Genomic DNA, 25,768 nt, shown 5'->3' with positions numbered 1-25,768 from the left:
TGTGAGAAGGAGTTAAAGTATGCCGTTTACATTTGCACATCCAGCAGCAGTTCTTCCTTTTGCGAAAAAGCACTCTAAACATATTTCAGTAACGGCTCTTATATTAGGTAGTATGGCGCCTGACTTTGAATATTTTTTGCACTTTAGACCCTATGGTGTTATTGGCCATACATGGCTTGGGTTCTTATATTTAAATTTACCGCTTGTATTTCTAATCGCATACATATATCATTACATTTTAAAAAAGCCGTTTATAACGCATTTGCCTAAACCGTTTGCTGGTTATTATTCATATGCAATAGATGAGAGGTGGGGGCTACATACCTGGAAAGAATTCTTTGTATTTTGCTATTCTGCATTATTCGGTATGCTCACGCATGTCGTTTTGGATGCATTTACTCATAATACAGGCTATTTCGTTATGAAAATAGCATTGTTACAAATTGAATTACGCAGTATTCCATTGTATAAATATATGCAACATGGGAGTACATGTGTTGGCTTATTATTGCTATTATACGTACTATGGAAGTATAAAGATGAAACAGGGAAAGATATGATTGTAGCTTTAGAAAAAAGAAAGTATTGGGTTTCGATAATCATTGTGACAGCTTTTATATTTATCGTGCATGCGTTCCTAGATCCTTATTTTCATATTTTCCAAATTGGAGGTATAATAGTATCTGGACTGACAAGTTCATTTTGTGGAATTGTCATTGTTTCTATAGTTTACAAAGCAAGGGACTAATTTTATATTCATGAATGATAGCGTTAGGAGAAATGAAATGATGAAAGCATGGAAAAGTATTTTTGTTTTATGTAGTTTTCTTCTTATGTTAAGTGGTTGCTTCCATCAAGAAGAAAAGAAAGCTGAACCGAAGAAGAAAGAATCTATTCCTGAAACGAAAGAATATGGTGGGCGTGAGCTGAAAAAAGTAGGACAAAAAGTGAAAGAAACAGGATGGGGTACTTTCAAGTTAGAGCAGATGCATTCTGTGAATCAAACATTTGAAGTAGCGCCAATGAAAATTCACGTACAAGATGTGAAAGTAATCTCTTTATCACAAATGAGTGAAAAGGCAAAAAATACATTGAAAGTATACACGGCACTAACTCCTGAAGAAGTAAAACGTAGATTAGGGGATAAAGTAAGCCAAGAAGATGCAGAATTATATGCATCGCTAAGTGGAACAGAGATTAGTAATACAATTCGTTACGTTGAGATTACATATAAAGTGGAGAATAGCGGAAATAAAAATATGCAATTTTTCTCTATGAATGATGTTATGATTAATGGTAAGCAACATTTTAAAGTAGCCACTCAAAACTTTTTATATGACGAAGATACGTTAGTTGGTACAAAAAATGTATCAAGAGAAGACTATAAGCCTGGTGAAATAAGAGATGGTATTATTGGTTTAATACTTGACGATGGAAAAGACAAGGTAAAGGATATTCAGTTTACAACTGATGATTTACTTGCAGGAGATTCAGAAACACAAGATGTTGTAAAAGAGCCACAAACGTTTAACATCTCACTAAAATAATGTAAGACAAAACAGTCAGCATACAAATATTATGCTGACTGTTTTTTTATTTCTTTTATGTATGAATCTACATTTTGAAAAGGCACCTTAATTTTAAACGCATCTTTTTGTTCATTAAATTGCTTTTCATTGTAGGGACCGAAACGTTTATTGTGCTTTACATCAATAATCCAATAATGTTCACTTTTTTTATTTGCAATTGCTGCGTCAGGGTTATTTGGATCTGATTTTTCCTCAGTTTGTTTTGCAATAATGTATTTATCATCCCAAGCAATGTCTGTAATTTTTGCAGGGATGTATTGTGTGGCATATACAGCATCTTGCGAGGGGAAAAGTTCAAATGCATTTCCAGAAGTACGTATGAGTTCGTATTCATCGTTAACCGTATAAGTTAAGTGACTTGTGTTTCCTGCACAACCAGTTAATAGGAAGGCGACGAATAGGATTATCCATTTTTTCAATATGGGAACCTCCTTTATAATGCTATTGTAACAAATTGTACAAGAAAAGTAAGAGAAACGCTAGTTTACAATGTTTTTTAGAAGTGGTACGATGAGACGGGTAAAGAAGGATATGAAGGAGTCGACATAAAATGAAGTTAAAGATGCATCGTCCAGCGCTTGTAATGAATCGCATAGGTGCTTCCCTAATTGACATGTTTTTAATCTCGGTTATGTATGGTGCAGTAGTAGCTATTATGACCGGAAACTATAGTGCTATGTTTAAGCGCTTTAATATAAGCTTAGGTGATTTTAGATATGATTTCGCAGTAGTTTTCATATTAATGGCGATATATTTTATTGTATTACCCTTTATTTGGAACGGTGTTACACTTGGCAAAAAGGTAACGAGAATAAAATTAATTTCATTGAAGAGTGAAAAGCTAACGTTGCAAACATTAATTATAAGATTTTTTGTAGTGTTATTACCGAACGTATTGCTATTAGGAATTCCATTAATATGTAACGTATATATGATGTTGTTCCGCAAAGATAATTGCGGTTTTCAGGACTTAATTACAAAGACGAAAATAATAAGTCTTGTATAATAAAATAAAAAAAGACCCTTTTATATATAAAAGGGTCTTTTTTTATTTTATAAGTATATTGTGAATATTTACAGTAAGGAAAAACTAAAATGTGTCATTTCTATTTATAATAGATTGAAAATTAAGATAATGGTATAATGATTAAAAATAATATCTTTATCTCACCATTTGGGGCTGATTAAAGTTTTACTTTATATAATAAGGGGGAAGTTGAGATGACAGGAGGTAGCATAATTTTTTGGGGCATTCTCATTTTTATCGGTCTAGTTCTTGATCAGCGTAAGAGTAAGAAAAAAGAAGGATAAAAAGTAAACGTTTACAAATCGAATGGCAATTTTTCTTGCTTGCAGAATAATCTCATAAAGGAGTATACTGAATGACGGTAAGACTTATAGAAGGGGTAATGAAAATGAAGCTTGCAGGAAAAGTTGCTATCGTAACTGGCGGTGGCATCGGTATTGGACGTAATACAGCTCTTTTGTTGGCTAAACAAGGCGCAAAAGTTATTGTGACGGACATTGATCAAGAGAGTGGACAAGCAACAGTGGAGGAAATTACGAATCTAGGCGGAGAAGCCCTTTTTGTATTCTATGATATGGAAAAGCAAGGAGATTGGCAACGCGTTATTAGCATTACTTTGAATGCATTCAGTCGCATTGACATGCTTTTTCAAAATGCTGGTTTATATAAAATAGATTCTATTTTTTCTCGCCAACAAGAGAACGATTCCAATGTACTTTGTATTAATGACGTTTGGATAGAGATAAAACAATTAACGTCATCTTTTATGAAACAGCAAGAAGAAGTGGTGCTTAGTGATTTACCGATTTTCGGTATTATTGGCACGAAAGGACAATCATTTCATACAGTAGAAGCCCTAGTATAATAATGAAAACCGCCCTCAATATATGTGGACGGTTTTTTATATGTGTATAGTAAAGATAAATTTTTTAGCGAATACGTTGTTCAGTTTGGTTATCAAAGAAATGCGCTTTATTCATATCAAATGCTAATTTAATTTGGTCACCAGGTGAAAACGTATGTCTTGCATCTACACGTGCCGCAAAATCTTGATTCCCAAGTTTCATATATAAAATGGATTCAGCACCTAATAACTCAGCGACTTCAATTTTTGTTGTGAAGGCAGTAGATTGTGAAGCTTCTAAAAATAGTAGTTCATCATGAATGTCCTCTGGACGAATACCTAAAACAATTTCCTTATTTACATAGCCTTGTTCACGTAGCATCTTCATTTTTCCTTCAGATACTTTAATTTTTATAGTATTGTCTATAACGAAATCGGTTTCAGTCAATTTACCACGGAAGAAGTTCATAGCTGGTGAGCCGATAAATCCACCCACGAAGATGTTTTCTGGTGTTTCATATACTTCTTTTGGAGTTCCAATTTGTTGGATTTTTCCATCCTTCATAACGACAAGACGCGAAGCCATAGTCATTGCTTCTGTTTGATCATGTGTTACATAAATTGTTGTTGTTCCAAGACGATGATGTAGCTTAGAAATTTCTGAGCGCATTGCAACACGGAGTTTAGCATCTAAGTTTGATAATGGTTCATCCATTAAGAAAACTTTTGCATCTCGAACGATTGCTCTACCTAACGCAACACGTTGGCGCTGTCCACCTGATAATGCTTTCGGTTTTCTATCTAAATATTGTTCAAGTCCTAAAATTTTTGCTGCATCTTTCACACGACGATCGATTTCATCTTTTGGTATTTTTCGAAGTTTTAATCCAAATGCCATATTATCATATACACTCATATGTGGATAAAGAGCGTAGTTTTGGAATACCATAGCGATATCTCGATCTTTTGGAGGAACATCATTCATTAGTTTACCATCAATTGAAAACTCGCCTTTTGAAATATCTTCAAGTCCAGCTACCATTCGTAATGTTGTAGATTTTCCGCATCCAGAAGGACCGACAAATACAATAAATTCTTTATCTTGAATGTGTAAATTAAAATCAGTTACAGCTGTTACGTTATTATCATATATTTTATAAATGTTTTCTAATTTAAGTTCTGCCATGGTATTTCCCCCTAGAAATAATTATGCAAACGTTTTCTTTGAGTTCATTATAAACGAATAGATTCAAAAAATAAATAAAAAAATAAAACGTTTTCATTTATTGGAGATTTATTAGTGGTTTTCATATGTTTTCTTAGAAAAAGACAATAAAAATTGTAAGCGCTATTTTAAATTGAGATAGAATCTGTTATCATTCATTAATGAAAACGTTTGCGCCTTAAAAAAGAGAAAAATGAATGATGAATGAAATGGGGTAGCATAATGGAAAAACAATGGTGGAAAGAAAGTGTAGTATATCAAATTTATCCTCGTAGCTTTATGGATAGTAATGGTGATGGTATAGGAGATCTTCAAGGGATTATTTCAAAGCTAGATTACTTAAAAGAGTTAGGGATTGATGTGATTTGGTTATCACCAGTCTATGAATCTCCAAATGATGATAATGGTTATGATATAAGCGATTATTGTAAAATTATGAACGAGTTCGGAACAATGGAAGATTGGGATGAGCTATTACATGAAATGCATGAACGTAATATGAAATTGATGATGGATTTAGTTGTTAATCATACATCTGATGAACATAATTGGTTTATTGAATCACGTAAATCAAAAGATAATAAATATAGAGATTACTATATATGGCGCCCTGGGAAAGAAGGAAAAGAACCGAACAACTGGGGAGCAGCGTTTAGTGGATCAGCATGGCAGTATGATGAAATGACAGATGAATATTATTTACATCTGTTTTCTAAAAAACAGCCGGATTTAAATTGGGATAATGAAAAGGTAAGACAAGATGTTTATGAAATGATGAAGTTTTGGTTAGAAAAAGGAATTGATGGTTTCCGTATGGATGTTATTAATTTTATTTCTAAAGAAGAGGGATTACCAGCTGTTGAAACAGAAGAAGGGGGGTATGTTTCAGGTCATAAGCATTTTATGAACGGTCCAAACATTCATAAATATTTACATGAAATGAATGAGGAAGTATTATCGCATTATGATATTATGACGGTTGGTGAAATGCCTGGTGTAACGACAGAAGAAGCGAAATTGTATACTGGAGAAGAACGAAAAGAATTGCAAATGGTATTCCAATTTGAACATATGGATTTAGATTCAGGAGAAGGTGGAAAGTGGGATGTAAAACCATGCTCACTTCTTACTTTAAAAGAGAATTTAACAAAGTGGCAAAAAGCATTAGAGCATACCGGATGGAATAGCCTTTATTGGAATAATCATGATCAGCCTCGCGTTGTATCTCGTTTTGGTAATGATGGAATGTATCGCATTGAATCAGCAAAAATGTTAGCGACAGTTCTTCATATGATGAAAGGAACGCCATATATTTATCAAGGAGAGGAAATCGGAATGACGAACGTCCGATTTGAGTCAATTGATGAATATCGAGATATTGAAACGTTAAATATGTATAAAGAAAAAGTGATAGACCATGGTGAAGATATAGAAAAAGTAATGGAATCTATTTATATAAAGGGTCGTGATAATGCTAGAACTCCGATGCAGTGGAATGATCAGAATCACGCTGGATTTACAAAAGGTGAACCTTGGATTACTGTAAATCCTAACTATAAAGAGATTAATGTGAAACAAGCAATCCAAGATGAAGGTTCAATTTTTTATTACTATAAGAAATTAATTGAACTACGCAAAAATAATGAAATAGTTGTGTATGGATCATATGATTTAATATTAAATAATGACCCTTCTATTTTTGCTTATGTAAGAACATATGGAGATGAAAAACTACTTGTCATTGCAAACTTTACTGCGGATGAAAGTGTATTTGAAATGCCTAAGGATATTAGTTATAGTGAATCAGAGTTATTTATACACAATTACGATGTAGAAATCGGATCAATAGATAACATTCCATTACGTCCGTATGAAGCGATAGTGTTCAAATTGAAATAAGAAAAAGCCTTATGCCACTTCAAACTTGGCATAAGGCTTTTTTGGATTACCATTTTAATATGGAGAATCCATATGGAGGAAGTGTAACTTGTAATACACTTGCTTCTGCTGAAAATTCTTCGTTTGTATAAATGTTAATTATTTTCTTACCAGTAACATGAAGAGGGAGTGAAACTGTAACTTCACTATTAGTAGGGTTTAAAACGAAAAAGATAGTTTCATCCTCATATGTTTTCGTATAAGAAATATAATTATGTTCATCATTTGCTTCGATGAATTGAAAAGTACCATGTCCTCCAAATGCTTTATGTTGTTTCCGTAATAAAATCAATGTTTGTATATGGGTAAATAATGCATGATCTTGTTCTTTAGTATCCCAAATCATACATTTACGGCAATCAGGGTCCATGCCGCCATCCATACCAATTTCATCTCCGTAATAAATACAAGGAGAGCCGATGAAAGAAAGATGGAATACATAGAGCAATTTCAACTTATTTTTATCTCCGTTGCATGTTGTTAAAATTCTTGGAGTATCATGGCTATCTAATAAATGAAATGCTGCTTCATTTACATTCATAGAGTAGGAATGTAGAGATTCTGTAATTTGCTTCATGAATTCACTTGCTTTAATGGAATCGTTAGCAAAGTAAGAAAGTAGAGCGTTTGTAACAGGATAGCTCATGACAGCATCAAATTGATCGCCTTGTAGCCACGGAAGGGCATCGTGCCAAATTTCTCCCAAAATATATACTTCAGGATTTAGTGTCTTTATTTCAGTTCGGAATTCTCTCCAAAAGTTGTGATCGACTTCATTGGCGACATCAAGGCGCCAGCCATCTATATTGAATTCTCGTACCCAATAACGTCCTACTTCAAGTAAGTATTCTTTTACATCTGGATGAGCTGTATTTAATTTAGGCATATACGGTGTAAAGGCGAAAGTATCATAATTTGGAAGTGGTTCGGTTATAATCGGAAATTCATGAATGTGGAACCACTCTTTATATACGGACTTCTCACCATTCTCTAGTACGTCTTGAAATTTCTCGAAAAAGTATCCACTATGATTAAACACAGCATCGAGCATTACTTTTATACCGTGCTTATGACATTCTTCAACGAGCTCTTTAAAAGTTTCTTTCGTCCCAAATTGTGGGTCAATTTCCATATAGTCAATTGTGTCATATTTATGGTTTGAATGAGCTTTGAAAATAGGTGTGAAATATATTCCGGAAATGCCAAGCTTAACAAGGTAATCAAGGTTTTGAATAACACCAGAAAAATCTCCGCCGAAAAAATTAGTTGGAGTTGGATTCGCACTTCCCCAAGGAAGGGTGTTTTCTGGATTCAGCGTACTATCGCCATTAGCGAATCGCTCAGGGAAAATCTGATACCAAATGGTGTCTTTAATCCAAGATGGTGCTTTGAATACATCATCTGCATGAATAAATGGAAAACAGAAAAAGTTACCAACATCATCATTTGGAATGCTAGAAAAGAATCCTCGCTCTGCATAAATAAGAGTGTCTGTTTCAGATTTTAATTCAAACCCATAACGTAAGCGCTTAAATTTTGGTTCGATTGAAATGGACCAATAATCAAATAATGCAGTAGAACCCGTTTTTTTCATGGGTGTACTTGCTGATATCCATTTCCCGTCTTTCCATTCGTAAGGATCACCGTAAATAAGATCGGCGCTTTGAATATCATCTCTCTTAGTACGTACTCGGATGTGAATTGTTTGTTCATCATAAGCGTATGCATAATTATCTTTCGGCCTATGATAAATAGCTTCTTTAAACATATAGAAAATCCCCCTTCAATATCTCTATACATAGTATTCCCTTAAGTGTAATAATAAAGCCTATATTGCAAACGATTGCCTTTTTCGTAGCTTTAATATTGCTTATAAGAGTAGTATTCATTTCATATAAAGTCAATGTATAAAGAGTATAATGACATAATTTTTAAATTAATATTTGCAAAATGAATAAAAGAATGTATAATGATAGACAAATAGCGCAAACGTTTTCATAGATTGAGATATTGTTTGCGCTTCAATTAAACTATTAAATGCAAACGTTTTCAGTTACTGAGGTACATAGACAATTTAGGGAGGTTTTTGGGATGAAGAAAGCATTATCATTATTAACGGTTTCAGCATTATTTATTGGTATGTTATCTGCATGTGGACCGAAAGATTCAGGGAAAAAAGAGGAAAGTAAAGCGAAAAAAGACTATGATCTTCTTGTTTGGGAAGATGATAAAAAAGGTGTTGGTTTAGAACCAGCAGTGAAAAGCTTTGAGGAAAAATATAAAGTAAAAGTAAAAGTTGTTGAAATGCAAATGACAGATCAAGTGAAGAAGTTACGCCTTGATGGACCAGCGGGGACTGGACCAGATGTTGTAACATTGCCACACGATCAAATCGGAAATGCAGTAACAGAAGGTTTACTTTCTGAAGTGAAAGCAGATGATGCTGTAAAGAGTAAATTTACTAATTCATCAATAGAAGCACAGACATATAATGGAAAATTATATGGTTTACCAAAAGCAATTGAGACACCAGTCTTTATTTACAATAAAAAACTAATGCCAAAAGCGCCAGAAACGATGGACGAGCTGTTTAACTTCTCAAAAGAATTTACGAAAGATGGCAAGTACGGATTTTTAGCATTAGGAGATAACTTCTACTTTGCTAATGCATTCATGGCAGGTATGGGCGGTTATGTATTTGGTGAAAAAGATGGAAAGCCAAATGCAAGTGATGTTGGATTAAATAATAGCGGAGCAGTACAAGGTGCTGAATATCTTCAAAAATGGTACAAGGAAAAATTATTCCCAAAAGGTATTATCGGTGAATCAGGTGGGCCTGCTGCTGATGGACTATTCAATGAAGGAAAAGCAGCTTCTATCATGAATGGCCCATGGGCGTTCCAAGCAATGGAAAAGAACGGGATTGATTATGGCGTTGCTCCAATGCCGAAATTACCAAATGGTCAACCAATGAAAACGTTTGTTGGGGTTAAAGGATGGCATGTAACAAGTTTCTCTAAACAAAATGATTTAGCTACAAAATTCACTGAGTGGGTAACAAATGAAGAAAACGCAAAAATTCGATTTGAGAAAACAAAAGAAATTCCTCCAGTAAAATCAGTAATGGAAGATCCAATTATTAAAGATAACGAAGCTGCAAAAGCAGTTGCAACGCAATCTGAAAATGGAATTCCAATGCCAAACATTCCAGAAATGCAAGAAGTTTGGAAACCAGCTGGAGATGCGCTTCAATTAGTTGTTACAGATAAAGAGGCACCAAAAGCGGCGCTTGATAGTGCAGTGAAACAAATTAAAGGTAATATTGAGGAAAATCATAACAAGAAAAAATAAGGTGAAATTCGTGCCTCGAATATGAGAGGCACGAATTCTCTCCCTTCCATGTAGGAAGAAAAAAGGGGGAAGGAACATGCAAACATCTATGGAACCAGCAAATGGGTTAAACCATTCAAAGCATAGAAAAATGGCAACCATGTTATCAATCATTCCAGGCGTGGGCCAAATGTATAATAAACAATTTGTAAAAGGTCTTATTTTTCTAGTATTAACAGGTTCATTTATTGTAGCCTTTGCTGATTTATTAAATATGGGATTATGGGGTATTGTAACGCTTGGTACAGAAGTTCCACGTGACCATTCTGTCTTTCTATTAGTAGAAGGAATCTTGGCCCTTATCGTTATCGCTTTTGGGCTCGGCATATATGCATTTAACTTATACGATGCATACCAAAATGGAAAGAAACGTGATATCGGAACACCGTTAAATTCTGTAAAAGAGCAATACCGTAATTTGTTAGATCAAGGTTTTCCTTATTTAATGGTTTCACCAGGTTTTCTACTACTTATCTTTGTTGTCGTATTTCCAATCATCTTCGTAATTTTAATTGGATTTACAAACTATGATTTATATCATTCTCCTCCAGCAAAATTAGTAGATTGGGTGGGCTTTAAAAACTTTATTGATATTTTCACTTTACCGATGTGGAGAGAGACATTTGTAAGTGTATTCTCTTGGACTGTCATTTGGACATTCGTTGCAACAACATTACAAGTTGCGCTTGGTATTTTCTTAGCGATTATCGTAAATCAGCCCGGTATTAAAGGAAAGGCAATTATTCGAACAATCTTCATTTTACCGTGGGCGGTTCCAGCATTCGTATCTATTCTTGTTTTCTCTGGTATGTTTAATGAAACATTCGGAGCGATTAACAATCAAGTATTAGCTTTATTCGGAATTGAAAAAATTGCTTGGATGACAGATCCATTTTGGGCGAAGATTGCTTTAATTATGATTCAAACGTGGCTTGGGTTCCCGTTTATCTTTGCGATGACAACGGGTATACTGCAATCGATTCCGGGAGAATTATATGAAGCGGCTACAGTAGATGGAGCGACAGCTTGGCAACAGTTTCGTAAAATTACATTGCCACTTGTGTTATATGCAACAGCACCAATATTAATTACGCAATATACGTTTAACTTTAATAACTTTAGTATCATCTATCTATTTAACGGTGGAGGTCCTGCTGTAGCTGGACAAGACGCAGGTGGAACGGATATTTTAATTTCATGGATTTATAAGTTAACGATGACTTCAGCGCAGTACGGAAAAGCAGCAGCTCTTACAATGATATTATCGTTAATCGTTATTACAGTTGCGTTATGGCAATTTAAGAGAACAAAATCATTCCAAGAAGAGGATATGATGTAAATGAATATTAAAAGACAGAAGATGTTACGTCTCTCATTAAGTTATTTAGTTATTTTCGTAATGTGTGCCATCATTTTCTATCCGTTATTATGGATTATTGGCTCATCGTTTAATCCGGGTGATAGTTTATCTGGATCAAGTATTATTCCACAAAATGCAACGTTAGATCATTATCGTAAGTTATTAGATCTAGAGAATAGTAATTACTTACTATGGTATAAAAACACATTAAAAGTAAGTGTTTTAACGATGATTTTCTCAGTGTTAGCAATTAGCTTTACTGCTTATGCATTTTCGAGATATCGTTTTGTTGGAAGAAAAAATGGTTTATTAACATTTTTAATTCTGCAAATGATTCCAAACTTTGCAGCGTTAATTGCTTTATACGTATTAGCTCAATTAACAGGATTAATTGATACACACCTTGCATTAATTTTAATTTATGTAGGCGGGGCTATTCCGATGAATACATGGCTTATGAAAGGGTATTTTGATACGATTCCGAAAGAACTAGATGAATCAGCTCGAATGGATGGAGCAGGGCATTTTCGTATTTTTTGGCAAATCATTATGCCACTTGCAAAGCCAATCGTAGCGGTTGTAGCGTTATTTACTTTCATTGGTCCATTTACAGATTTCATTTTAGCGAGTATTATTTTGCGAACACCAGAAAATTATACTTTAGCAGTTGGATTATATGAAATGGTTGCGAAGAAATTCGGTAATGAATTTACAACGTTTGCAGCGGGTTCTGTGTTAATTGCGATCCCAATTTCAATTTTATTCCTATCACTACAAAAATACTTTATTTCTGGTTTAACAGCTGGAGGTACAAAAGGATGAAAAATGGGACATTACGTCCCATTTTTCTTTTCATCTCCCTATAAATAAGTTTATAGGGAGATGAAAAGAGATTTGACATCACATGTGAAAAGAAGTGAAATAAATAGTATATTATAGTATAGGAAAAAATAGCTATATCCCTTACAATACATGAAGAGGGAGAATAGGATTAGTTTTGCAAGATATAAGAAATGAAAGTTTATGACTTGCAATGAGTGCGAGATAAAATATATGAAAAATGGCAGAGAAATGAGAGGAGGGGGATTTTTATGACAGTTACAATTAAAGATGTGGCGAAGCAAGCGAATGTTGCACCATCAACAGTTTCTCGTGTAATTGCTGATAATCCAAGTATAAGTGAAAAGACAAAGCGCCGTGTTAGGAAAGTGATGAGTGAATTAGGGTATCATCCCAATTTAAATGCGAGAAATCTTGCGAACCAAACGACGAAAACACTTGGTCTTGTTATGCCAAGTTCTGCAAGTAAAGCTTTTCAAAATCCATTTTTCCCAGAAGTTATAAGAGGGATTAGTTCATTTGCACACGTAGAAGGTTATGCGCTTTACATGTCGACAGGTGAAACGGAAGAAGAAATTTTTAATGGTGTCGTAAAGATGGTACAAGGACGCCAAATTGGTGGCATTATTCTTTTATATTCAAGGGAGAATGATCGGATTATTCAATATTTACATGAACAAAATTTCCCGTTTGTTTTAATAGGAAAACCATATGATCGAAAAGATGAAATTACATATGTAGATAATGACAATTATACAGCTGCAAGAGAAGTGGCAGAATATTTAATTTCATTAGGGCATAAACAAATCGCGTTCATTGGTGGTGGATCAGATTTACTTGTAACGAGAGATCGTTTAGCTGGTATGAGTGATGCCTTGAAATTAGCAGACATTGTATTACCAAAAGAATATATTTTACATTTTGATTTTTCGAGGGAAAGTGGTCAACAAGCTGTTGAGGAATTAATGGGACTGCAGCAACCGCCAACGGCAATTATGGCAACGGATGACTTAATTGGACTTGGTGTGTTAAGTGCTCTTTCTAAAAAAGGATTTGTTGTACCGAAAGATGTTTCTATTGTAAGCTTTAATAATGCTTTATTATCGGAAATTGCGAGCCCTCCACTTTCGACAGTTGATGTGAATATTTATCAGCTAGGATATGAGGCGGCAAAAGCTTTAGTTGATAAAGTAGAGAATGCAGAATCCACTGCAAAGTGTATCATTATTCCTCATAAATTACTAAAACGTCAAACTTGTGATCATTATGCATAAAAAAGCTAAGAGTTTAACTCTTAGCTTTTTTCATTAGAAAGGCTTCTAATCGGTCGCAGCCTTCTTTTAAAGTTTCGATACTATACGCATAGGACAAGCGAAGGTAGCCTTCACCGTATTCAGAGAATGCTGTCCCAGGAACTACAGCTAGTCCCGCTTCTTTGACAAGATCAAGTGCAAAATCAAATGATGAAGATGTCAAATGACCAACATATGGGAATAAGTAAAATGCACCTGTTGGCTTTTCAACTGTTAATCCCATTTGAGTGAGTCTATTATATACGTAATCACGGCGTTTTTTATATTGGTGGCGCATCATTTTTGGTGCGTCTTTAGCTGCTGTTAATGCTTCAATTGCAGCGTATTGAGCGATTGAAGTAGCACACGTTACATTGTATTGATGAACTTTTAATATGTGTCCTGCTAAATAGCTTGGTGCAAATAAAAGTCCAACACGCCAGCCAGTCATAGAATGTGATTTAGATAAACCGTTAATGACAATTGTCTTTTCACGCATTTCTGGGAAATGAGCGATAGATGTATGCTTTTGTTCATATACAAGCTCGCTATAAATTTCATCTGAAAGGACGAAAATATTTTTATCTTTTAAAACATCTACAATATCTTTTAGCTCTTCTGTTGATAAAGTTACACCAGTTGGATTAGAAGGATACGGTAGTACGATACATCTTGTTTTTTCTGTAATAGCATTTTTAAGCGCTTCAGCTGTTAAACGAAATCCAGTTTCACGAACATCTACAAAAACAGGCGTTGCACCGCATAATCGAATAATGGGTTCGTAACCTGGATAAATAGGAGCAGGTAAAATTACTTCTGTTCCTGGCTCTAAAATCGTTCGGAATGCAACATCAATTGCTTCGCTAGCACCGATTGTAACGATGGTTTCGTTTTCAGGTGAGTAATGTAAATCGTAGTTATCTTTTACAAAGTTACAAGCTGCCTTACGTAATTCTAGTAAACCAGCGTTATGTGTATAGCTTGTATAGTTTTCTGTAATCGCCCGTTTTGCCGCTTCTTTTACGAGAGAAGGTGTAGGGAAATCGGGTTGTCCAATTGTTAAAGAAATCAAATTATCATAGTTTTGAATCATGTTAGAGAATTGACGGATTCCAGAAATTTGGATGTCCTTCACTCTAGGGTTAATGAATTGTTCCATTGTATCTCCCTTTCTTCCGTTTGAAAATTAAGTTCATTTTATCATATTTTCTATGATTACGCTTTGTATATGTAATTTAGAAAGAGAGAGAAAAGAGAAAAAAAGCCGCTATAAGCGACTTTTTAATATCCGTATTCCCAATCTATTTCATCTTCATTCCAGAGTACAGAGGATACCTTGCCAAGGTGAACGACTGATTGGTTCACAGCACATGTGCAGTTTTCATCTCCCGCTTTATGCTGTAACTCTTCATATACTGATTTTTCAACATTTTCTAGAACAACCAAATTTTCTTCTTTTAAAACAAGCGTAGTACCCGCCATATTTATCTTCCTCCTACTAAAGTAATGATCACTTATTTGTAAACATAGATAGTATGGATTATATGCTGTATTTTGCTATAGTTGTCCGTCTAAAAAAGTATTTTTATATTTTCTTTGTAATCCGTATTCATTGTATACTGCACGAAGGAAATTTGGTACAGGGTTTACAATCATTTCGAAAATCTGTAACAATTATTATGAGTTGTTAACAAAGAATTAACAAATATGTTAAGAAAAATCAAAATTTTAAAACAAATACACCTATAAAATGATATAATCATATCAAAATACATATAGGGGATGAGAGGTTATGGAGCTTATCCGTGATTTATTGATTCAAATTGCCATCATAATTTTGCCACTATTTTTATATGAAGCGATTCGTTTAAATCGCTATCAAGAAATGCCTCCGAAGCCAAATCGTTACTTTATTATGTTTTTATCTAGCGTTACGCTCGTTCTCTCCATGACATACTCTATTTGTTTTGGCAATGTGTGTGGGTATAACTTTCACCCCATTCCAATTGTCAGTGGTTTTTTATATGGTGGGATTGTTGGTTTAATCCCAGCGGTTATTTTTGTTGCGTATGAATGGTTACTAAAGGGAATGAGCTTTCTTCCAGTTTTAGAAGTAATATTTTTATTGATAGTTCCGCTATTTTTATCAAAGAAATGGTCTCTTTTTTCAAGGGATAAGAAATTAATTTTAGCATTTATGATTTCATCATTTTATGTGCTTGTTTCTTTAGTATTAGGCATGATTAATGTTCTTTTGGAAACAGGATTTACACCGTATATTTCGCAAATATATAGCGGATTTATATTTGCCTCGCTTATCATGGTCATGACAATGGTATTTCAGGTGTATTTAACTGAATATTTAAATGAAAATGCATTGCTACGTACAGAGATGCAAAAATCAGAAAAGCTTAATATTGTAAGTGAGTTAGCAGCAAGTGTGGCACATGAAGTTCGAAATCCACTAACTGTTGTTCGTGGATTTATCCAATTGCTAGAAAGTACGGAAGATGTGAAGAATAAGGATTATATGCGTCTCGTATTAGCTGAATTGGATCGGGCGGAACAAATTATTTCAGATTACTTAAATTTAGCAAGGCCGCAAATTGAGAAAAAAGAACACATTTGTTTATCAGCCCAATTAATAGAAATGACCACTCTCATGTCGTCATTTGCAGCGATGCAAGGTGTATATTTACAAGTTGAAATTTCAGAAAGTCTTTATACGATTGGTGATAAGACAAAATTGAAGCAAGCTATTATGAATGTTGTTAAAAATGGTATTGAAGCAATTCAAGGAAATAAAGGATATTTAAAAGTAACAGCTATTCAAAAAGACGAAACAATCATAATAAGAGTTAAAGATAGTGGTGTTGGTATGACGAATGAACAGTTAGCAAGGCTTGGGCAACCATATTATTCTTTAAAAGAAAAAGGGACAGGATTAGGACTTATGGTAACATTTAGTATTTTACAAGCGCATAATGGTACATTGGAATATAAGAGTGAAAGTGGAAAAGGCACTGAAGCAATTATTATATTACCAGCTGTACAAAATAAGGAATAAAAGTTACCGATGAAAGGTAACTTTTTATTTTATATTGTTTATTCATTTGTTTTTTCTTGTTTTGCTCGGCTAAATAAACTTTTAAATGATTGAAAGAAGCTTTGCTCTTTTGAGGCAGCAACCATTCTTTTTGTTTCTTGAATTTCTCGAATAACTTGCATAAGCTGTGCATCACGGTTACTGTCTTTATTATAAATTTGACTAACAAGTTTATTCATTTTTTCTTCCTGTTTGGATTCTCGTTTATACATATGATTCATTAATAAGTCCATCTTTTCTTTTTGCAGTGCATCTGTTTGAGCGGCGTGATCGACTAACTCTTGAAGCATTTTTTCTTGAGAGCCTTCTTTTACATAAACTTGTTGCATCAATTCGTCTAGTTTCTCATCCTTTAAACGATTTTGTGTAATTAAAGTAGAATTTTGATGAATAATTGCCTCATTTAATTGAGCTAGCATTTCAAGTTTTAACATGAACTCCTCAAAGTTACGCCCATCTTCTTTTTCTTTCGTTTGTATCTCTTGCTTATCTTGTATAACTGGTACAGGTGGGGCCTCTTTTTCTTTTAAAATAATCGGTATCGTTTCTGAAATATCTTCTTGTAATGTAGCAGCTCTTTCGTGTATAGATTTCAATAATTTTAAATCATCAAGTTTATAAATACGAGCATCAGCTGTTTTGGAAATCATATAACCATGTTCTTCTAACAGTTGACTATATTTGCGAACTATATGTTTTGGGATGCCTGTTTTATTCGTGACATCTTTCGTTTTATAGGTAGCTTCCATCATATTTCCTCCCCAAAAAGTATCGTATATATCATTTCAATCTTTTATGAGGACTTCCTTTGAAAAAGAATGTCGGAAGGCTATTAGTTTTCTACAGCATTAGTGAAAAAATGAAAATTTTTGGCGGAATGGCAAGGAATAACTAAAATAATGTCTGAAAACATATACAGGAGAAGTTTGTTATAATAACGGAGGAAAAGAAACTGGTAGAAACATGGAGGTATACATGAAGCAATTAAAAGGTATTATCATTTCAATTATCGCAATTCTGTCTATTTTAGTAGCAGTTTATGAAGTACTTGTGCCAGAGGAAACAAGTGTAAAGAAAACGAATACGTATGATCAAGTGTTAGAATTTCCGAAAGAACGTTATCCAGAGACAGGAAAACATATTACGGATGCTATAAAAGAAGGGCATTCAGAAGTTTGTACAATCGATCGTGGTGGTGCTGCAGATAGAAGGAAATTGTCGTTAGCACCATATCCATCAAAAAAAGGGTATGATCGTGATGAATGGCCAATGGCGATGTGCAAGGAAGGCGGAAAAGGAGCACATATTGAATATATAAGTCCGGCGGATAACCGCGGAGCAGGTTCTTGGGTAGGGAATAAGTTAGATAAATACCCAGATGGTACGCGAGTAAAATTTGAAGTGAAGTAGTAGTTGTATATTTCATAATGAAGGAGAAGGGGAACTATGGAGTTAACGATTTCTTATTCGCAATTAATGTTGATGAACTATGACGGTGAGCAGCCTTATGTAGATTGGACTGATGAAGATTTTGAAAGAGGTTATGCTAAGGCAGATGGAACTGTTATTTTTGAAGCACTTTCTGATTATACTTGTGAAGTGAAAGTGACCCCAGGGAAACATATTGAAAAAGAAGAAGTAGTTAGAACGATTACGGTTCCTTTTACAGTTGAAAATGAAAGTATCGTTATAACGAGTATTCTTTCTAATAAATTTCAAATACCTATTCCAAATGGTGAGTATACAGTTGTATTACAAGCAATTCCTCTTGAAGAGCCAACGGATGATGAATTATATAAAATACAATATGAATTCTTTTTTGAAAGTAAAGAATAAAAAATGGGTTATCCTGAGAAAAGGATAACCCATTTTTGTTATGCGTTTGTTTTTAAAAGGGAACGAGCATCTTTCGCTGCTTGCACCATATGTTCTAAAGCTGGAATAACTTCTTCTGTTCTTCTCGTTTTTAAACCACAATCAGGATTAATCCAGAAATATTTAGGATCACATACTTCTAAAGATTGTTCTACGATTTTATACATTTCATCTTTACTCGGTACACGTGGGCTATGAATATCATATACACCTAGGCCGATGCCTTTTTCATATGTTGTATGTTTTAATGTATCAATAAATTCTCCGTGACTTCTTGATGTTTCGATAGAAATTACATCTGCATCTAATGCGCGAATCGCGTCAACAATATCTTCGAAGTTACTGTAACACATATGAGTATGAATTTGTGTTTCATTTGCTACAGAAGAAGTTGCTAAAAGGAAGGATTGTACTGCCCATGTAATATAAGCATCCCAATCTTTTTCTTTTAGTGGCATTCCTTCACGAAGTGCGGGCTCATCGACTTGGATTACTCTAATTCCGGAAGATTCAAGTAGTTCAATTTCGTGACGAAGAGCTAGTGCAATTTGATACGAAACTTCTTTTCTTGGAATATCATTTCGAACGAAGGACCAATTTAAAATTGTAACAGGTCCGGTTAACATTCCTTTTACAACTTTCTCTGTTAAGCTTTGCGCATAAACTGTTTCCTTAATAGTCATGCCGTTAATAAAGGCTACATCACCATAAATAACAGGTGGTTTTACGCAGCGGGAACCGTATGATTGTACCCAACCGTTTTTAGTGAATGAGAAACCAGCAAGGCGCTCACCAAAATATTCGACCATGTCAGTTCTTTCAAATTCACCATGTACAAGGACATCAAGCCCAATTTCTTCTTGGTAACGAATCCATTTTTCTGTCTCTTTTTCAATAAATTGTTCATATTGTTCATTTGAAATAACACCGTTACGCCATTCTTTTCGCGTTTGACGAACTTCAGTTGTTTGCGGGAAGCTACCAATAGTCGTTGTTGGTAATAGCGGTAACTCTAGAGCAACTTGTTGTAATTCGTATCGTTTTTCAAATGGAAGAGGACGTGAAAAATCTTCTTCTTTTAGTGCTGTTCGTGCTGCTTTGACATCTTCTCGGTTACGTGCAGCAGATGAACGAATTGTATGATGTACGTTTCGATATGTTTCCAGCTCATTACTAATGCTTTCTGTACCTTGAGTGAGAGCGGAATGAATAAGAACTAATTCTTCTAATTTTTGATTTGCAAATGCTAACGCATCAAACAGCTCAGTCGATAAGTGAGTTTCTTCTGTTTTATCGATTGGTGTATGCAATAAGCTACAAGAAGGCTGAACGATGATATCTTTCGTTTGGACTTGTTTTTGTAACGTTGTAAATAACTCAAGAACTTCATCAAGGTCAGCTCTCCAAATGTTACGGCCATCTATACAACCGACAGCTAAAGTTTTATCAGCTGGGAATCCATATTTTGAAATAGCATTTAGATTACCTTCTTTACCATGAATGAAATCTAATCCAATACCGGATACCGGGAATGTAATAATTTCTTCATAATTTTCTTCTACGCTATCAAAATATGTTTGTAAAAGAAGAGTCGCATTTGGAACTTCTTTACGAATAGCTTCATAAATTTCTTTTGCTTGTTGAACTTCTTTTTTAGTTAAAGAAGCGAAAATCGGTTCATCAACTTGAATGGCTGGTGCACCAGCTGCATGTAGTTCTGAAAGCAGTTGTACGTAAGGTGCAACTAACTGTTTTAAAATGGTAGGAAATTGTTCTTGTGTATAACCTTTAGCTAATTTTAAGAAAGTATATGGTCCTAAAATAACAGGCTTTCCATCTACTCCTAATTCTTGTTTTGCCTCTTCGTATAAGCGAAGTGGACGATTATCTTTTAAAGAGATTTGTAATCCCTCTTCATATTCAGGAACGATATAGTGATAGTTTGTGTTAAACCATTTTGTCATTTCGGAAGCTACGTGATCTTTAGAGCCACGCGCCATTGCGAAATATACATCAAGGTAAGATGTAAACTCAGAAAAACGTGATGGAATAAATCCTAGCATATAGGCAGTATCCAAAACGTGATCATAATATGTAAAGTCGCCAATTGGAATGAGTTCAATCCCTTTTTCTTGCTGTACTTTTACGTGTTGAAGGCGAATTTCTTTCATTGTTGTTAAAAATTGTTCTTCATCGATTTTATTGGACCAAAAAGCTTCCAATGTTTTTTTCCACTCTCGTTGTAGTCCGATACGTGGATAACCTAAGTTACTTGTTTGAATTGCCATTTTAAATTCCTCCCTAATTGAAAGTAAGCATTTCCGTTTACTAGGAAATACCTATAACAAAAAGTACAAAGACATAGAAAATAAGCCTTCCTTTTTGTTTTAACACCTCATCATCATCCGTGAATCTATCAGTGTTGTTAAAACAGGCAGGTCTCCTGACTTATGCTTCATATAATTTCTTTCACCTTCCCGTTTTCACAGTGGCACCAAAAAGAAATCTCAGCATTTACAGTGGCGGGACCGTGTTGGAGTTTCACCAAGCTTCCCTTTTAAACACGAAACGAAACTTTCGTGTACCTATTTTCCTTTTGAAAGGAATTTAACAAGCGATATGATATTGAAACAAATTTTAACATAATTTTTGGAATTTTGTCTACTGTTTTAAAATAAGAAAATTCTAAAGTTTTTATTTCTTAGTATTCTGACTTTTTATATTCTGGAGTAACGAATAATATTACAGTATGAAAAGAGAAATTGAGCTATGAAAGAAGTAGGGATGTCTTCTTTCATAGCTCAATCTTCATCTATAGCAACTTCTGAAAGTTGGCCTGCTATAGCATCTTTAAGGAGGGTGTTTAGCCATTGTAATTCAACTGTAATATGCTCAATTACACTTTGCAAAATATATAGTTGTGCACGTGGAACCTTTCCTTTATTACAATCATATATCGTTTGCATAGTATGTAAATATTGAAGAGTATCGTTTTTCTTTTTTTCTAAAATAGGAACTAATTCGTGATCATTGCTAAAGTGAGCGAAAGATAAGGCTGAATAAATAGGTTTATATATTTGGTTTTTGGCTTCGAATTGTTTTAATAGTAAAGTGTGGAATAGTTTTTTGCCTTCTTCTGTTATATGAAAAATCGTTTTGTCAGGTCGATTTGTGTCTCTAATTACATTTGTAATATGAATTGCCCCTTGCTTTTCTAATTGCTCGAAGGCGTAATAAAGTGATCCTTTAGCATATTTAATGTAACAATCCATTTGTCGTTCTTTCATAATATGCTGCACTTCATATGGATGTTTATCTCCTTCGAGTAGTAAGCCGAGAATGACTAATTTCATGCTCATGCTGTCTCAACTCCTGTATATAAAAACTTTATACATATTATAAACGGCATATCCTTTTTCATAAAGGGATATGCCGCTTCTTTTTTATATTAACTAACTTGCTTTTGTTTTTCTTTCTTTTTAGGGCCTGTAAAGAGGCGTTCATTTCCCATAAGTAAAATACAAATAATACTTAGTACAGCCGGGATGAGTGCCCAGAAGAATGTGTTCGCAATAGATGTAGCGAGAGCTTCCTTAATACCCGCTAATATTTCAGCAGGAATTTTTGCGGTAGCGCCTGGTGATAATAAGAAACTTGTGTCTCCGCCTTTTGGAGCTAATTTTGCTAGTTCAGGGGGGAATACAGAGTTTAGTTTATCTGTAAAAATATGATTTTGAATTGTACCAAAAATCGTTACACCAAGAGTCATACCGAGTGATCGGAAGAATGAGTTTGTTGATGTCGCCGAACCACGGTCCCGCATTTCCAACTTGTGAATAGAAGACATACTTAATACTGAGAATGAGAAGCCAACACCAAGCCCAGCGAGAATCATAAATAGTGTTACGAGTAAACGAGGTGTGTCCATTGTTAAAGTACTTAATAAATAAATACCAAGAACGAAGAAGACACCAGATACCATCATAATGTTACGATAGCTTGTTCGAGAAGCTAATTGTCCTCCTGTTTGACTTCCAATTACAGAACCAACCATCATTGGTGTTAAAATTAATCCAGCATTAGAGGCGGAACCTCCAAGAACGCCTTGAATGAAGATTGGAATATAAACTGTACAGATAATAAAAGCGGCACCATAGAAAAAGGCAACTCCTTGACTAGCTGCGAATAAAGGTTTTTTAAATAGATGGAACGAAATAATAGGCTCGGTTGCTTTTCGTTCTACAAAGAAGAAAATAATAAGCGTAATAACTACTGTTGTAAATAGGCCAATAATTACAGTAGAATTCCAGGCATATTCCTTACCACCAAGTTCTAATGCGAACATTAAGCAAACGATACTTATGACAAGTGTAATAGCACCAGCCCAATCAATTTTTTGTTTTCTAAATTCTAGAGACTCACTGTAGTATTTAGTAATGAAGAAAAAGGAGATAAGTCCTAATGGAATATTAATATAGAAGACCCAATGCCAACTTATATAGTCTGTAATATAAGCACCTAATAAAGGACCGAATACACTAGATGTCCCGAAAACAGCACCGAATAGTCCTGTCATCTTCCCGCGTTTTTCTGGTGGGAAGATATCGTACATAATTGTGAAGGCGATAGGCATAAGGGCACCACCACCGATCCCTTGAATAGCTCTATAAATACTTAATTGCTCAATACTTGAAGCTGTTCCGCAAAGAGCAGAACCGAATAAGAAAAGAATGAGGCCCCCAATATAAAAACGTTTCCGCCCGTACATATCAGAAAGTTTCCCGAAGATAGGCATCCCTGCCATTGTTGCTACCATATAAGCTGATGTGACCCAAACAAACTTATCAAATCCTCCTAGGTCTCCAACGATTGTTGCCATTGCGGTTGCAACGATTGTATTATCCATTGCGGCCATTAATATACCAAGCAGTAAACCAGCAACAACAAATTTTGTCTTGTTGGCTTCTTTTTTTAATGGTTGAGTTTCCAAATATAACCCTCCTTTAGAAATAAGTAAACTATATTAAGTTTTGAGTGCAGTGGATAAAAAATTTTAATGTATAGTTGATTTTAATTTCTTTTCCATAAGTGCACTGATATGCCATAAAGAATATTATAGTCAAATTTGACTATAAGGCAAACTTTTTCTTACGTCAAAATATTCTTTCGTATGAGTAGAGAACGAGTAAGCCATACTGAATATTGCTATGAAGGGAATGAAGTAAATTGTAAAAAAATTTCATAAAGAACACCTTCTGTTAATAGATGAAAAATGGTTTTTTCTTCATATTGTCGAATAGGATAAAAGGAAGAGAAATATTAAACATTGCTTGTAGCAAGCTTTAGTAATTTGGGGAATTCATTGTGTGTATGTTACATCTGAAATGAGGTGAATATATATTATGAAAATATGGGGACGAATTTCGGATACAGGAAAGTATTCAATACCGCTACAACCAGTATTGTGGATTGACGGATCGAAAAAGGAAAACGAATTTCCTCAAGTAGCCGTTACATTACAAATTGGTAGTATGTATACAGAACAGTTTTCGTATGAATTGACCTACGATGTAAACGACATACTTATTATGCGAATTGAAGTGGAAAATAAAGGGGTAGAAATGATTTCGAGAGTTGTTGTAAGTCATATGATTCGAGATTACTTTGCTTATATTCCTAATTCTTTAAAAGTTGATAAGGGGATAAGTGAGTTTTTATTCCAGCTTGTTAGATGGCGAATTGATGATTTGTTACCGAATGAGAAGGTGGAACTACGTTGTAAAATAAAAGCTAATAAAGATAAAGCTCTTAAACAAACATTCTTTCAGGCTACATATACATTTCAAGATAAAGAGATATCATATGGCCCACTGCAAACAAATGAAGTTGTTGTGCGTCAATGATAAAAAGGAACCTGTACAAAAGGTTCCTTTTTTAGTGAAGGTTGTGTTTTTTGAGTATTTTCTTTTGCTCCATTCCTTTTTTTCCTACATAGTTATTTTTGTAGCCAAAGTATAGAATAAATAAAAATGAAACAACATTAACAATAGCGTCGATTTGATCGTTTGTAATAAAGTGTATCCCGAAAGAGGTAAATAATAATTTTAATGATAATAGAAAACCAGCTAGCAAACGCATAGCATCTGATAGATTCTCTTTTTGTAGCATATAGATTACTCCTTTCTATAAAAGTTATATATTATATATATGAAATAGAGTAGAAAAGGTATACAAGCTTAAGCAGAAATGTACATTGCATATGTACATTTTTTATTTTGTAGAAAAACATTATTGATATAGAAACATATATTGGTATAAAAGGGGGAAAAGTATGAAACATAAAGGAAAAATTAGTGGATTATTGCTTGGCAATACTGTGGCAGTTACAGAATGGATTGCACTTCAGGATGTAATTGCAAAACTGGATTCACGATCATTTTATACCGTCTTTATTATTTATATATTGCAAATGATACTAAGTTATTATTTTGGACATTGGTACGATAAAAGAACAAACGAGCGTATGGGTATGGAAGTAGGAGGAATGGCAAGCAATGATTTTGTTGTTGATTTTTTTGGGAAAGTAGCTGCTTTATCTGAAAGAGATTCTCGTAATATTACAGTGTACATTCTTTCTGTAAAAGAATGGGAAGGGTTAAAAGACACGTTGCAAGAAAAAAAGTTGGGAGTGTTAGTACAAAAATTAGAGAGTACCATTGTAAAGACAATTCGGAAGGGCGATGTTGTTACAAAGTGGGATGAAAATAAGTACGTTATTGTAGCAATTGATAATGGTCATGAAACATCAACAATAACAAAACGATTAATGAAAAATATTGAAAGTGAAATAGAAGGTGATTTACTCAGTATCACTCTTTTATTTGGAGCAGCTAGCTATCCAGTAGAAGGAAAAACGTTTGAAGAACTGTTGAGAAAGTCGCAAAATCAATTGTACCAGTATAGAAATTTGCAAGAAAATGAGTGAAGCTTTGATTTGAAGATATATGATAGGAAGATGTTTTATTTGTAACATTTTTTTGACTTTTATTACAAAAAAACGCCACGTTTGTAATAAAAGTCTTTAAAAATATATGAAATAAGCATATAATTATGATGGTAGTGCCAATGCAATTTGCACAGTGTGTTTTATTTTAAAAGTGTAGAGGAAAGCAAGCTCTACACTTTTCCTTTTTAGGAAATGAAAAGAATATTTGTAAGTTGTTGCGAGATATCGATTGTACTGTGTAAAATGAACAAAGAGATTAATTGATAGAAAGCTGGA

Annotated in this window: 25 protein-coding genes and 1 riboswitch; of the genes, 15 read left to right on the top strand and 10 right to left on the bottom strand. The window is 34.2% G+C overall.

Annotation, left to right across the window (positions count from 1 at the left end; translation table 11 throughout):
- Positions 1 to 19 precede the first annotated feature (19 nt).
- Both DN401_RS18935 and DN401_RS18930 read left to right on the top strand, forming a co-directional pair.
- Positions 20 to 748, top strand: a complete 729-nt coding sequence (locus DN401_RS18935; RefSeq protein ID WP_001116852.1) for a DUF4184 family protein — start codon at positions 20 to 22, stop codon at positions 746 to 748.
- A 37-nt stretch (positions 749 to 785) separates the two neighbouring features.
- On the top strand, positions 786 to 1,547 hold the full coding sequence (locus tag DN401_RS18930; RefSeq protein ID WP_000973899.1) for a hypothetical protein: 762 nt from the start codon (positions 786 to 788) through the stop codon (positions 1,545 to 1,547).
- Positions 1,548 to 1,576: 29 nt separating this feature from the next.
- Here the strand turns inward: DN401_RS18930 and DN401_RS18925 are convergent, their stop codons facing one another.
- Entirely contained in the window at positions 1,577 to 2,008 is a 432-nt protein-coding gene (locus tag DN401_RS18925; protein WP_000758789.1) for a DUF3997 domain-containing protein, read from the bottom strand.
- 131 nt (positions 2,009 to 2,139) lie between these two features.
- Here DN401_RS18925 and DN401_RS18920 point away from each other — a divergent pair, with 131 nt between their 5' ends.
- From DN401_RS18920 to DN401_RS18910, 3 genes are all read left to right on the top strand, one after another.
- Positions 2,140 to 2,595 carry an RDD family protein gene (locus DN401_RS18920; RefSeq protein ID WP_000769080.1) on the top strand — a complete coding sequence of 152 codons (456 nt, stop codon included), beginning with the start codon at positions 2,140 to 2,142 and terminating at the stop codon, positions 2,593 to 2,595.
- A 215-nt stretch (positions 2,596 to 2,810) separates the two neighbouring features.
- Complete coding sequence (locus DN401_RS18915) at positions 2,811 to 2,900, top strand: hypothetical protein (protein WP_000145638.1); 90 nt, start codon at positions 2,811 to 2,813, stop codon at positions 2,898 to 2,900.
- 71 nt (positions 2,901 to 2,971) lie between these two features.
- Positions 2,972 to 3,481 (top strand): SDR family NAD(P)-dependent oxidoreductase, encoded by a 510-nt coding sequence (locus DN401_RS18910; protein WP_000218413.1) that lies wholly within the window; start codon positions 2,972 to 2,974, stop codon positions 3,479 to 3,481.
- A gap of 64 nt (positions 3,482 to 3,545) precedes the next feature.
- Here DN401_RS18910 and DN401_RS18905 read toward each other — a convergent pair whose 3' ends face one another.
- Positions 3,546 to 4,646, bottom strand: a complete 1,101-nt coding sequence (locus tag DN401_RS18905) for an ABC transporter ATP-binding protein (RefSeq protein ID WP_000818931.1) — start codon at positions 4,644 to 4,646, stop codon at positions 3,546 to 3,548.
- A 261-nt stretch (positions 4,647 to 4,907) separates the two neighbouring features.
- Between DN401_RS18905 and malL the strand changes: the two genes are divergently transcribed.
- The gene (gene malL, locus DN401_RS18900) at positions 4,908 to 6,584 is read left to right on the top strand and encodes an oligo-1,6-glucosidase (protein ID WP_000415181.1); all 1,677 of its coding nucleotides are present in this window, start codon (positions 4,908 to 4,910) and stop codon (positions 6,582 to 6,584) included.
- Between the two features lie 46 nt (positions 6,585 to 6,630).
- Here malL and DN401_RS18895 read toward each other — a convergent pair whose 3' ends face one another.
- On the bottom strand, positions 6,631 to 8,391 hold the full coding sequence (locus tag DN401_RS18895; protein WP_000471783.1) for an alpha-glycosidase: 1,761 nt from the start codon (positions 8,389 to 8,391) through the stop codon (positions 6,631 to 6,633).
- 323 nt (positions 8,392 to 8,714) lie between these two features.
- Here DN401_RS18895 and DN401_RS18890 point away from each other — a divergent pair, with 323 nt between their 5' ends.
- The 4 genes from DN401_RS18890 to malR all read left to right on the top strand — a co-directional run bounded on the left by DN401_RS18890 (position 8,715) and on the right by malR (position 13,487).
- Positions 8,715 to 9,974, top strand: a complete 1,260-nt coding sequence (locus tag DN401_RS18890; RefSeq protein ID WP_000709908.1) for an extracellular solute-binding protein — start codon at positions 8,715 to 8,717, stop codon at positions 9,972 to 9,974.
- A 76-nt stretch (positions 9,975 to 10,050) separates the two neighbouring features.
- Complete coding sequence (malC, locus tag DN401_RS18885) at positions 10,051 to 11,352, top strand: maltosaccharide ABC transporter permease MalC (protein WP_001194993.1); 1,302 nt, start codon at positions 10,051 to 10,053, stop codon at positions 11,350 to 11,352.
- A complete protein-coding gene (gene malD / locus DN401_RS18880) occupies positions 11,353 to 12,195 on the top strand; it encodes a maltosaccharide ABC transporter permease MalD (protein ID WP_001022608.1) in 843 nt (280 codons plus the stop codon). It begins immediately after the preceding gene.
- A 269-nt stretch (positions 12,196 to 12,464) separates the two neighbouring features.
- Positions 12,465 to 13,487, top strand: coding sequence for a maltose operon transcriptional repressor MalR (malR, locus tag DN401_RS18875; RefSeq protein WP_000219053.1), 1,023 nt, complete (start codon positions 12,465 to 12,467; stop codon positions 13,485 to 13,487).
- Between the two features lie 13 nt (positions 13,488 to 13,500).
- Here the strand turns inward: malR and DN401_RS18870 are convergent, their stop codons facing one another.
- Together DN401_RS18870 and DN401_RS18865 are read right to left on the bottom strand one after the other, a co-directional pair.
- Positions 13,501 to 14,664, bottom strand: coding sequence for an aminotransferase A (locus DN401_RS18870; RefSeq protein ID WP_000434582.1), 1,164 nt, complete (start codon positions 14,662 to 14,664; stop codon positions 13,501 to 13,503).
- A gap of 122 nt (positions 14,665 to 14,786) precedes the next feature.
- Positions 14,787 to 14,987, bottom strand: coding sequence for a hypothetical protein (locus DN401_RS18865; protein ID WP_000929278.1), 201 nt, complete (start codon positions 14,985 to 14,987; stop codon positions 14,787 to 14,789).
- Positions 14,988 to 15,297: 310 nt separating this feature from the next.
- On the opposite strand from DN401_RS18865, the gene kinB reads away from it, so the two are divergent.
- Entirely contained in the window at positions 15,298 to 16,572 is a 1,275-nt protein-coding gene (kinB, locus tag DN401_RS18860) for a sporulation sensor histidine kinase KinB (RefSeq protein ID WP_000420370.1), read from the top strand.
- Between the two features lie 38 nt (positions 16,573 to 16,610).
- Here kinB and DN401_RS18855 read toward each other — a convergent pair whose 3' ends face one another.
- Entirely contained in the window at positions 16,611 to 17,360 is a 750-nt protein-coding gene (locus DN401_RS18855; protein ID WP_000388471.1) for a DUF3967 domain-containing protein, read from the bottom strand.
- Between the two features lie 226 nt (positions 17,361 to 17,586).
- Between DN401_RS18855 and nucA the strand changes: the two genes are divergently transcribed.
- Both nucA and comJ read left to right on the top strand, forming a co-directional pair.
- On the top strand, positions 17,587 to 18,021 hold the full coding sequence (gene nucA, locus DN401_RS18850; RefSeq protein WP_000811494.1) for a DNA-entry nuclease: 435 nt from the start codon (positions 17,587 to 17,589) through the stop codon (positions 18,019 to 18,021).
- 36 nt (positions 18,022 to 18,057) lie between these two features.
- Positions 18,058 to 18,447 (top strand): competence protein ComJ, encoded by a 390-nt coding sequence (comJ, locus tag DN401_RS18845; RefSeq protein ID WP_000424030.1) that lies wholly within the window; start codon positions 18,058 to 18,060, stop codon positions 18,445 to 18,447.
- Between the two features lie 38 nt (positions 18,448 to 18,485).
- Here the strand turns inward: comJ and metE are convergent, their stop codons facing one another.
- From metE to DN401_RS18830, 3 genes are all read right to left on the bottom strand, one after another.
- Positions 18,486 to 20,774 carry a 5-methyltetrahydropteroyltriglutamate--homocysteine S-methyltransferase gene (gene metE / locus DN401_RS18840; protein ID WP_001007608.1) on the bottom strand — a complete coding sequence of 763 codons (2,289 nt, stop codon included), beginning with the start codon at positions 20,772 to 20,774 and terminating at the stop codon, positions 18,486 to 18,488.
- Between the two features lie 128 nt (positions 20,775 to 20,902).
- A riboswitch (cobalamin riboswitch) is annotated at positions 20,903 to 21,090 on the bottom strand.
- Between the two features lie 197 nt (positions 21,091 to 21,287).
- Positions 21,288 to 21,845 (bottom strand): PadR family transcriptional regulator, encoded by a 558-nt coding sequence (locus tag DN401_RS18835; protein WP_000062061.1) that lies wholly within the window; start codon positions 21,843 to 21,845, stop codon positions 21,288 to 21,290.
- An 89-nt stretch (positions 21,846 to 21,934) separates the two neighbouring features.
- Positions 21,935 to 23,476 (bottom strand): MDR family MFS transporter, encoded by a 1,542-nt coding sequence (locus DN401_RS18830; protein ID WP_000449912.1) that lies wholly within the window; start codon positions 23,474 to 23,476, stop codon positions 21,935 to 21,937.
- Between the two features lie 412 nt (positions 23,477 to 23,888).
- Between DN401_RS18830 and DN401_RS18825 the strand changes: the two genes are divergently transcribed.
- A complete protein-coding gene (locus DN401_RS18825) occupies positions 23,889 to 24,389 on the top strand; it encodes a hypothetical protein (RefSeq protein WP_000708120.1) in 501 nt (166 codons plus the stop codon).
- A 31-nt stretch (positions 24,390 to 24,420) separates the two neighbouring features.
- On the opposite strand, the gene DN401_RS18820 is transcribed toward DN401_RS18825, so the two are convergent.
- Positions 24,421 to 24,654: an SPP1 phage holin family protein gene (locus tag DN401_RS18820; RefSeq protein WP_000939448.1), complete on the bottom strand. Its 234-nt coding sequence runs from the start codon at positions 24,652 to 24,654 to the stop codon at positions 24,421 to 24,423.
- Positions 24,655 to 24,817: 163 nt separating this feature from the next.
- Here DN401_RS18820 and DN401_RS18815 point away from each other — a divergent pair, with 163 nt between their 5' ends.
- Positions 24,818 to 25,471, top strand: a complete 654-nt coding sequence (locus tag DN401_RS18815) for a diguanylate cyclase domain-containing protein (protein WP_063220780.1) — start codon at positions 24,818 to 24,820, stop codon at positions 25,469 to 25,471.
- Positions 25,472 to 25,768: the final 297 nt, after the last annotated feature.

Source organism: Bacillus sp. BF2-3 (assembly GCF_008368795.1).
Lineage (GTDB): Bacteria > Bacillota > Bacilli > Bacillales > Bacillaceae_G > Bacillus_A > Bacillus_A cereus.
Note: the sequence above shows the minus strand (reverse complement) of the source record. Positions and strands in the feature narration are given on the sequence as shown.

Coding starts and splice junctions, on each gene's coding strand:
- DN401_RS18825 (WP_000708120.1), top strand. CDS start 23,889: ATGAAAATATGGGGACGAATTTCGGATACAGGAAAGTATTCAATACCG.
- DN401_RS18930 (WP_000973899.1), top strand. CDS start 786: ATGATGAAAGCATGGAAAAGTATTTTTGTTTTATGTAGTTTTCTTCTT.
- nucA (WP_000811494.1), top strand. CDS start 17,587: ATGAAGCAATTAAAAGGTATTATCATTTCAATTATCGCAATTCTGTCT.
- malL (WP_000415181.1), top strand. CDS start 4,908: ATGGAAAAACAATGGTGGAAAGAAAGTGTAGTATATCAAATTTATCCT.
- malD (WP_001022608.1), top strand. CDS start 11,353: ATGAATATTAAAAGACAGAAGATGTTACGTCTCTCATTAAGTTATTTA.
- kinB (WP_000420370.1), top strand. CDS start 15,298: ATGGAGCTTATCCGTGATTTATTGATTCAAATTGCCATCATAATTTTG.
- malR (WP_000219053.1), top strand. CDS start 12,465: ATGACAGTTACAATTAAAGATGTGGCGAAGCAAGCGAATGTTGCACCA.
- DN401_RS18920 (WP_000769080.1), top strand. CDS start 2,140: ATGAAGTTAAAGATGCATCGTCCAGCGCTTGTAATGAATCGCATAGGT.
- metE (WP_001007608.1), bottom strand. CDS start 20,774: ATGGCAATTCAAACAAGTAACTTAGGTTATCCACGTATCGGACTACAA.
- comJ (WP_000424030.1), top strand. CDS start 18,058: ATGGAGTTAACGATTTCTTATTCGCAATTAATGTTGATGAACTATGAC.
- DN401_RS18910 (WP_000218413.1), top strand. CDS start 2,972: ATGACGGTAAGACTTATAGAAGGGGTAATGAAAATGAAGCTTGCAGGA.
- DN401_RS18915 (WP_000145638.1), top strand. CDS start 2,811: ATGACAGGAGGTAGCATAATTTTTTGGGGCATTCTCATTTTTATCGGT.
- DN401_RS18865 (WP_000929278.1), bottom strand. CDS start 14,987: ATGGCGGGTACTACGCTTGTTTTAAAAGAAGAAAATTTGGTTGTTCTA.
- DN401_RS18815 (WP_063220780.1), top strand. CDS start 24,818: ATGAAACATAAAGGAAAAATTAGTGGATTATTGCTTGGCAATACTGTG.
- DN401_RS18820 (WP_000939448.1), bottom strand. CDS start 24,654: ATGCTACAAAAAGAGAATCTATCAGATGCTATGCGTTTGCTAGCTGGT.
- DN401_RS18835 (WP_000062061.1), bottom strand. CDS start 21,845: ATGAGCATGAAATTAGTCATTCTCGGCTTACTACTCGAAGGAGATAAA.
- DN401_RS18895 (WP_000471783.1), bottom strand. CDS start 8,391: ATGTTTAAAGAAGCTATTTATCATAGGCCGAAAGATAATTATGCATAC.
- DN401_RS18855 (WP_000388471.1), bottom strand. CDS start 17,360: ATGGAAGCTACCTATAAAACGAAAGATGTCACGAATAAAACAGGCATC.
- DN401_RS18890 (WP_000709908.1), top strand. CDS start 8,715: ATGAAGAAAGCATTATCATTATTAACGGTTTCAGCATTATTTATTGGT.
- DN401_RS18870 (WP_000434582.1), bottom strand. CDS start 14,664: ATGGAACAATTCATTAACCCTAGAGTGAAGGACATCCAAATTTCTGGA.
- malC (WP_001194993.1), top strand. CDS start 10,051: ATGCAAACATCTATGGAACCAGCAAATGGGTTAAACCATTCAAAGCAT.
- DN401_RS18905 (WP_000818931.1), bottom strand. CDS start 4,646: ATGGCAGAACTTAAATTAGAAAACATTTATAAAATATATGATAATAAC.
- DN401_RS18935 (WP_001116852.1), top strand. CDS start 20: ATGCCGTTTACATTTGCACATCCAGCAGCAGTTCTTCCTTTTGCGAAA.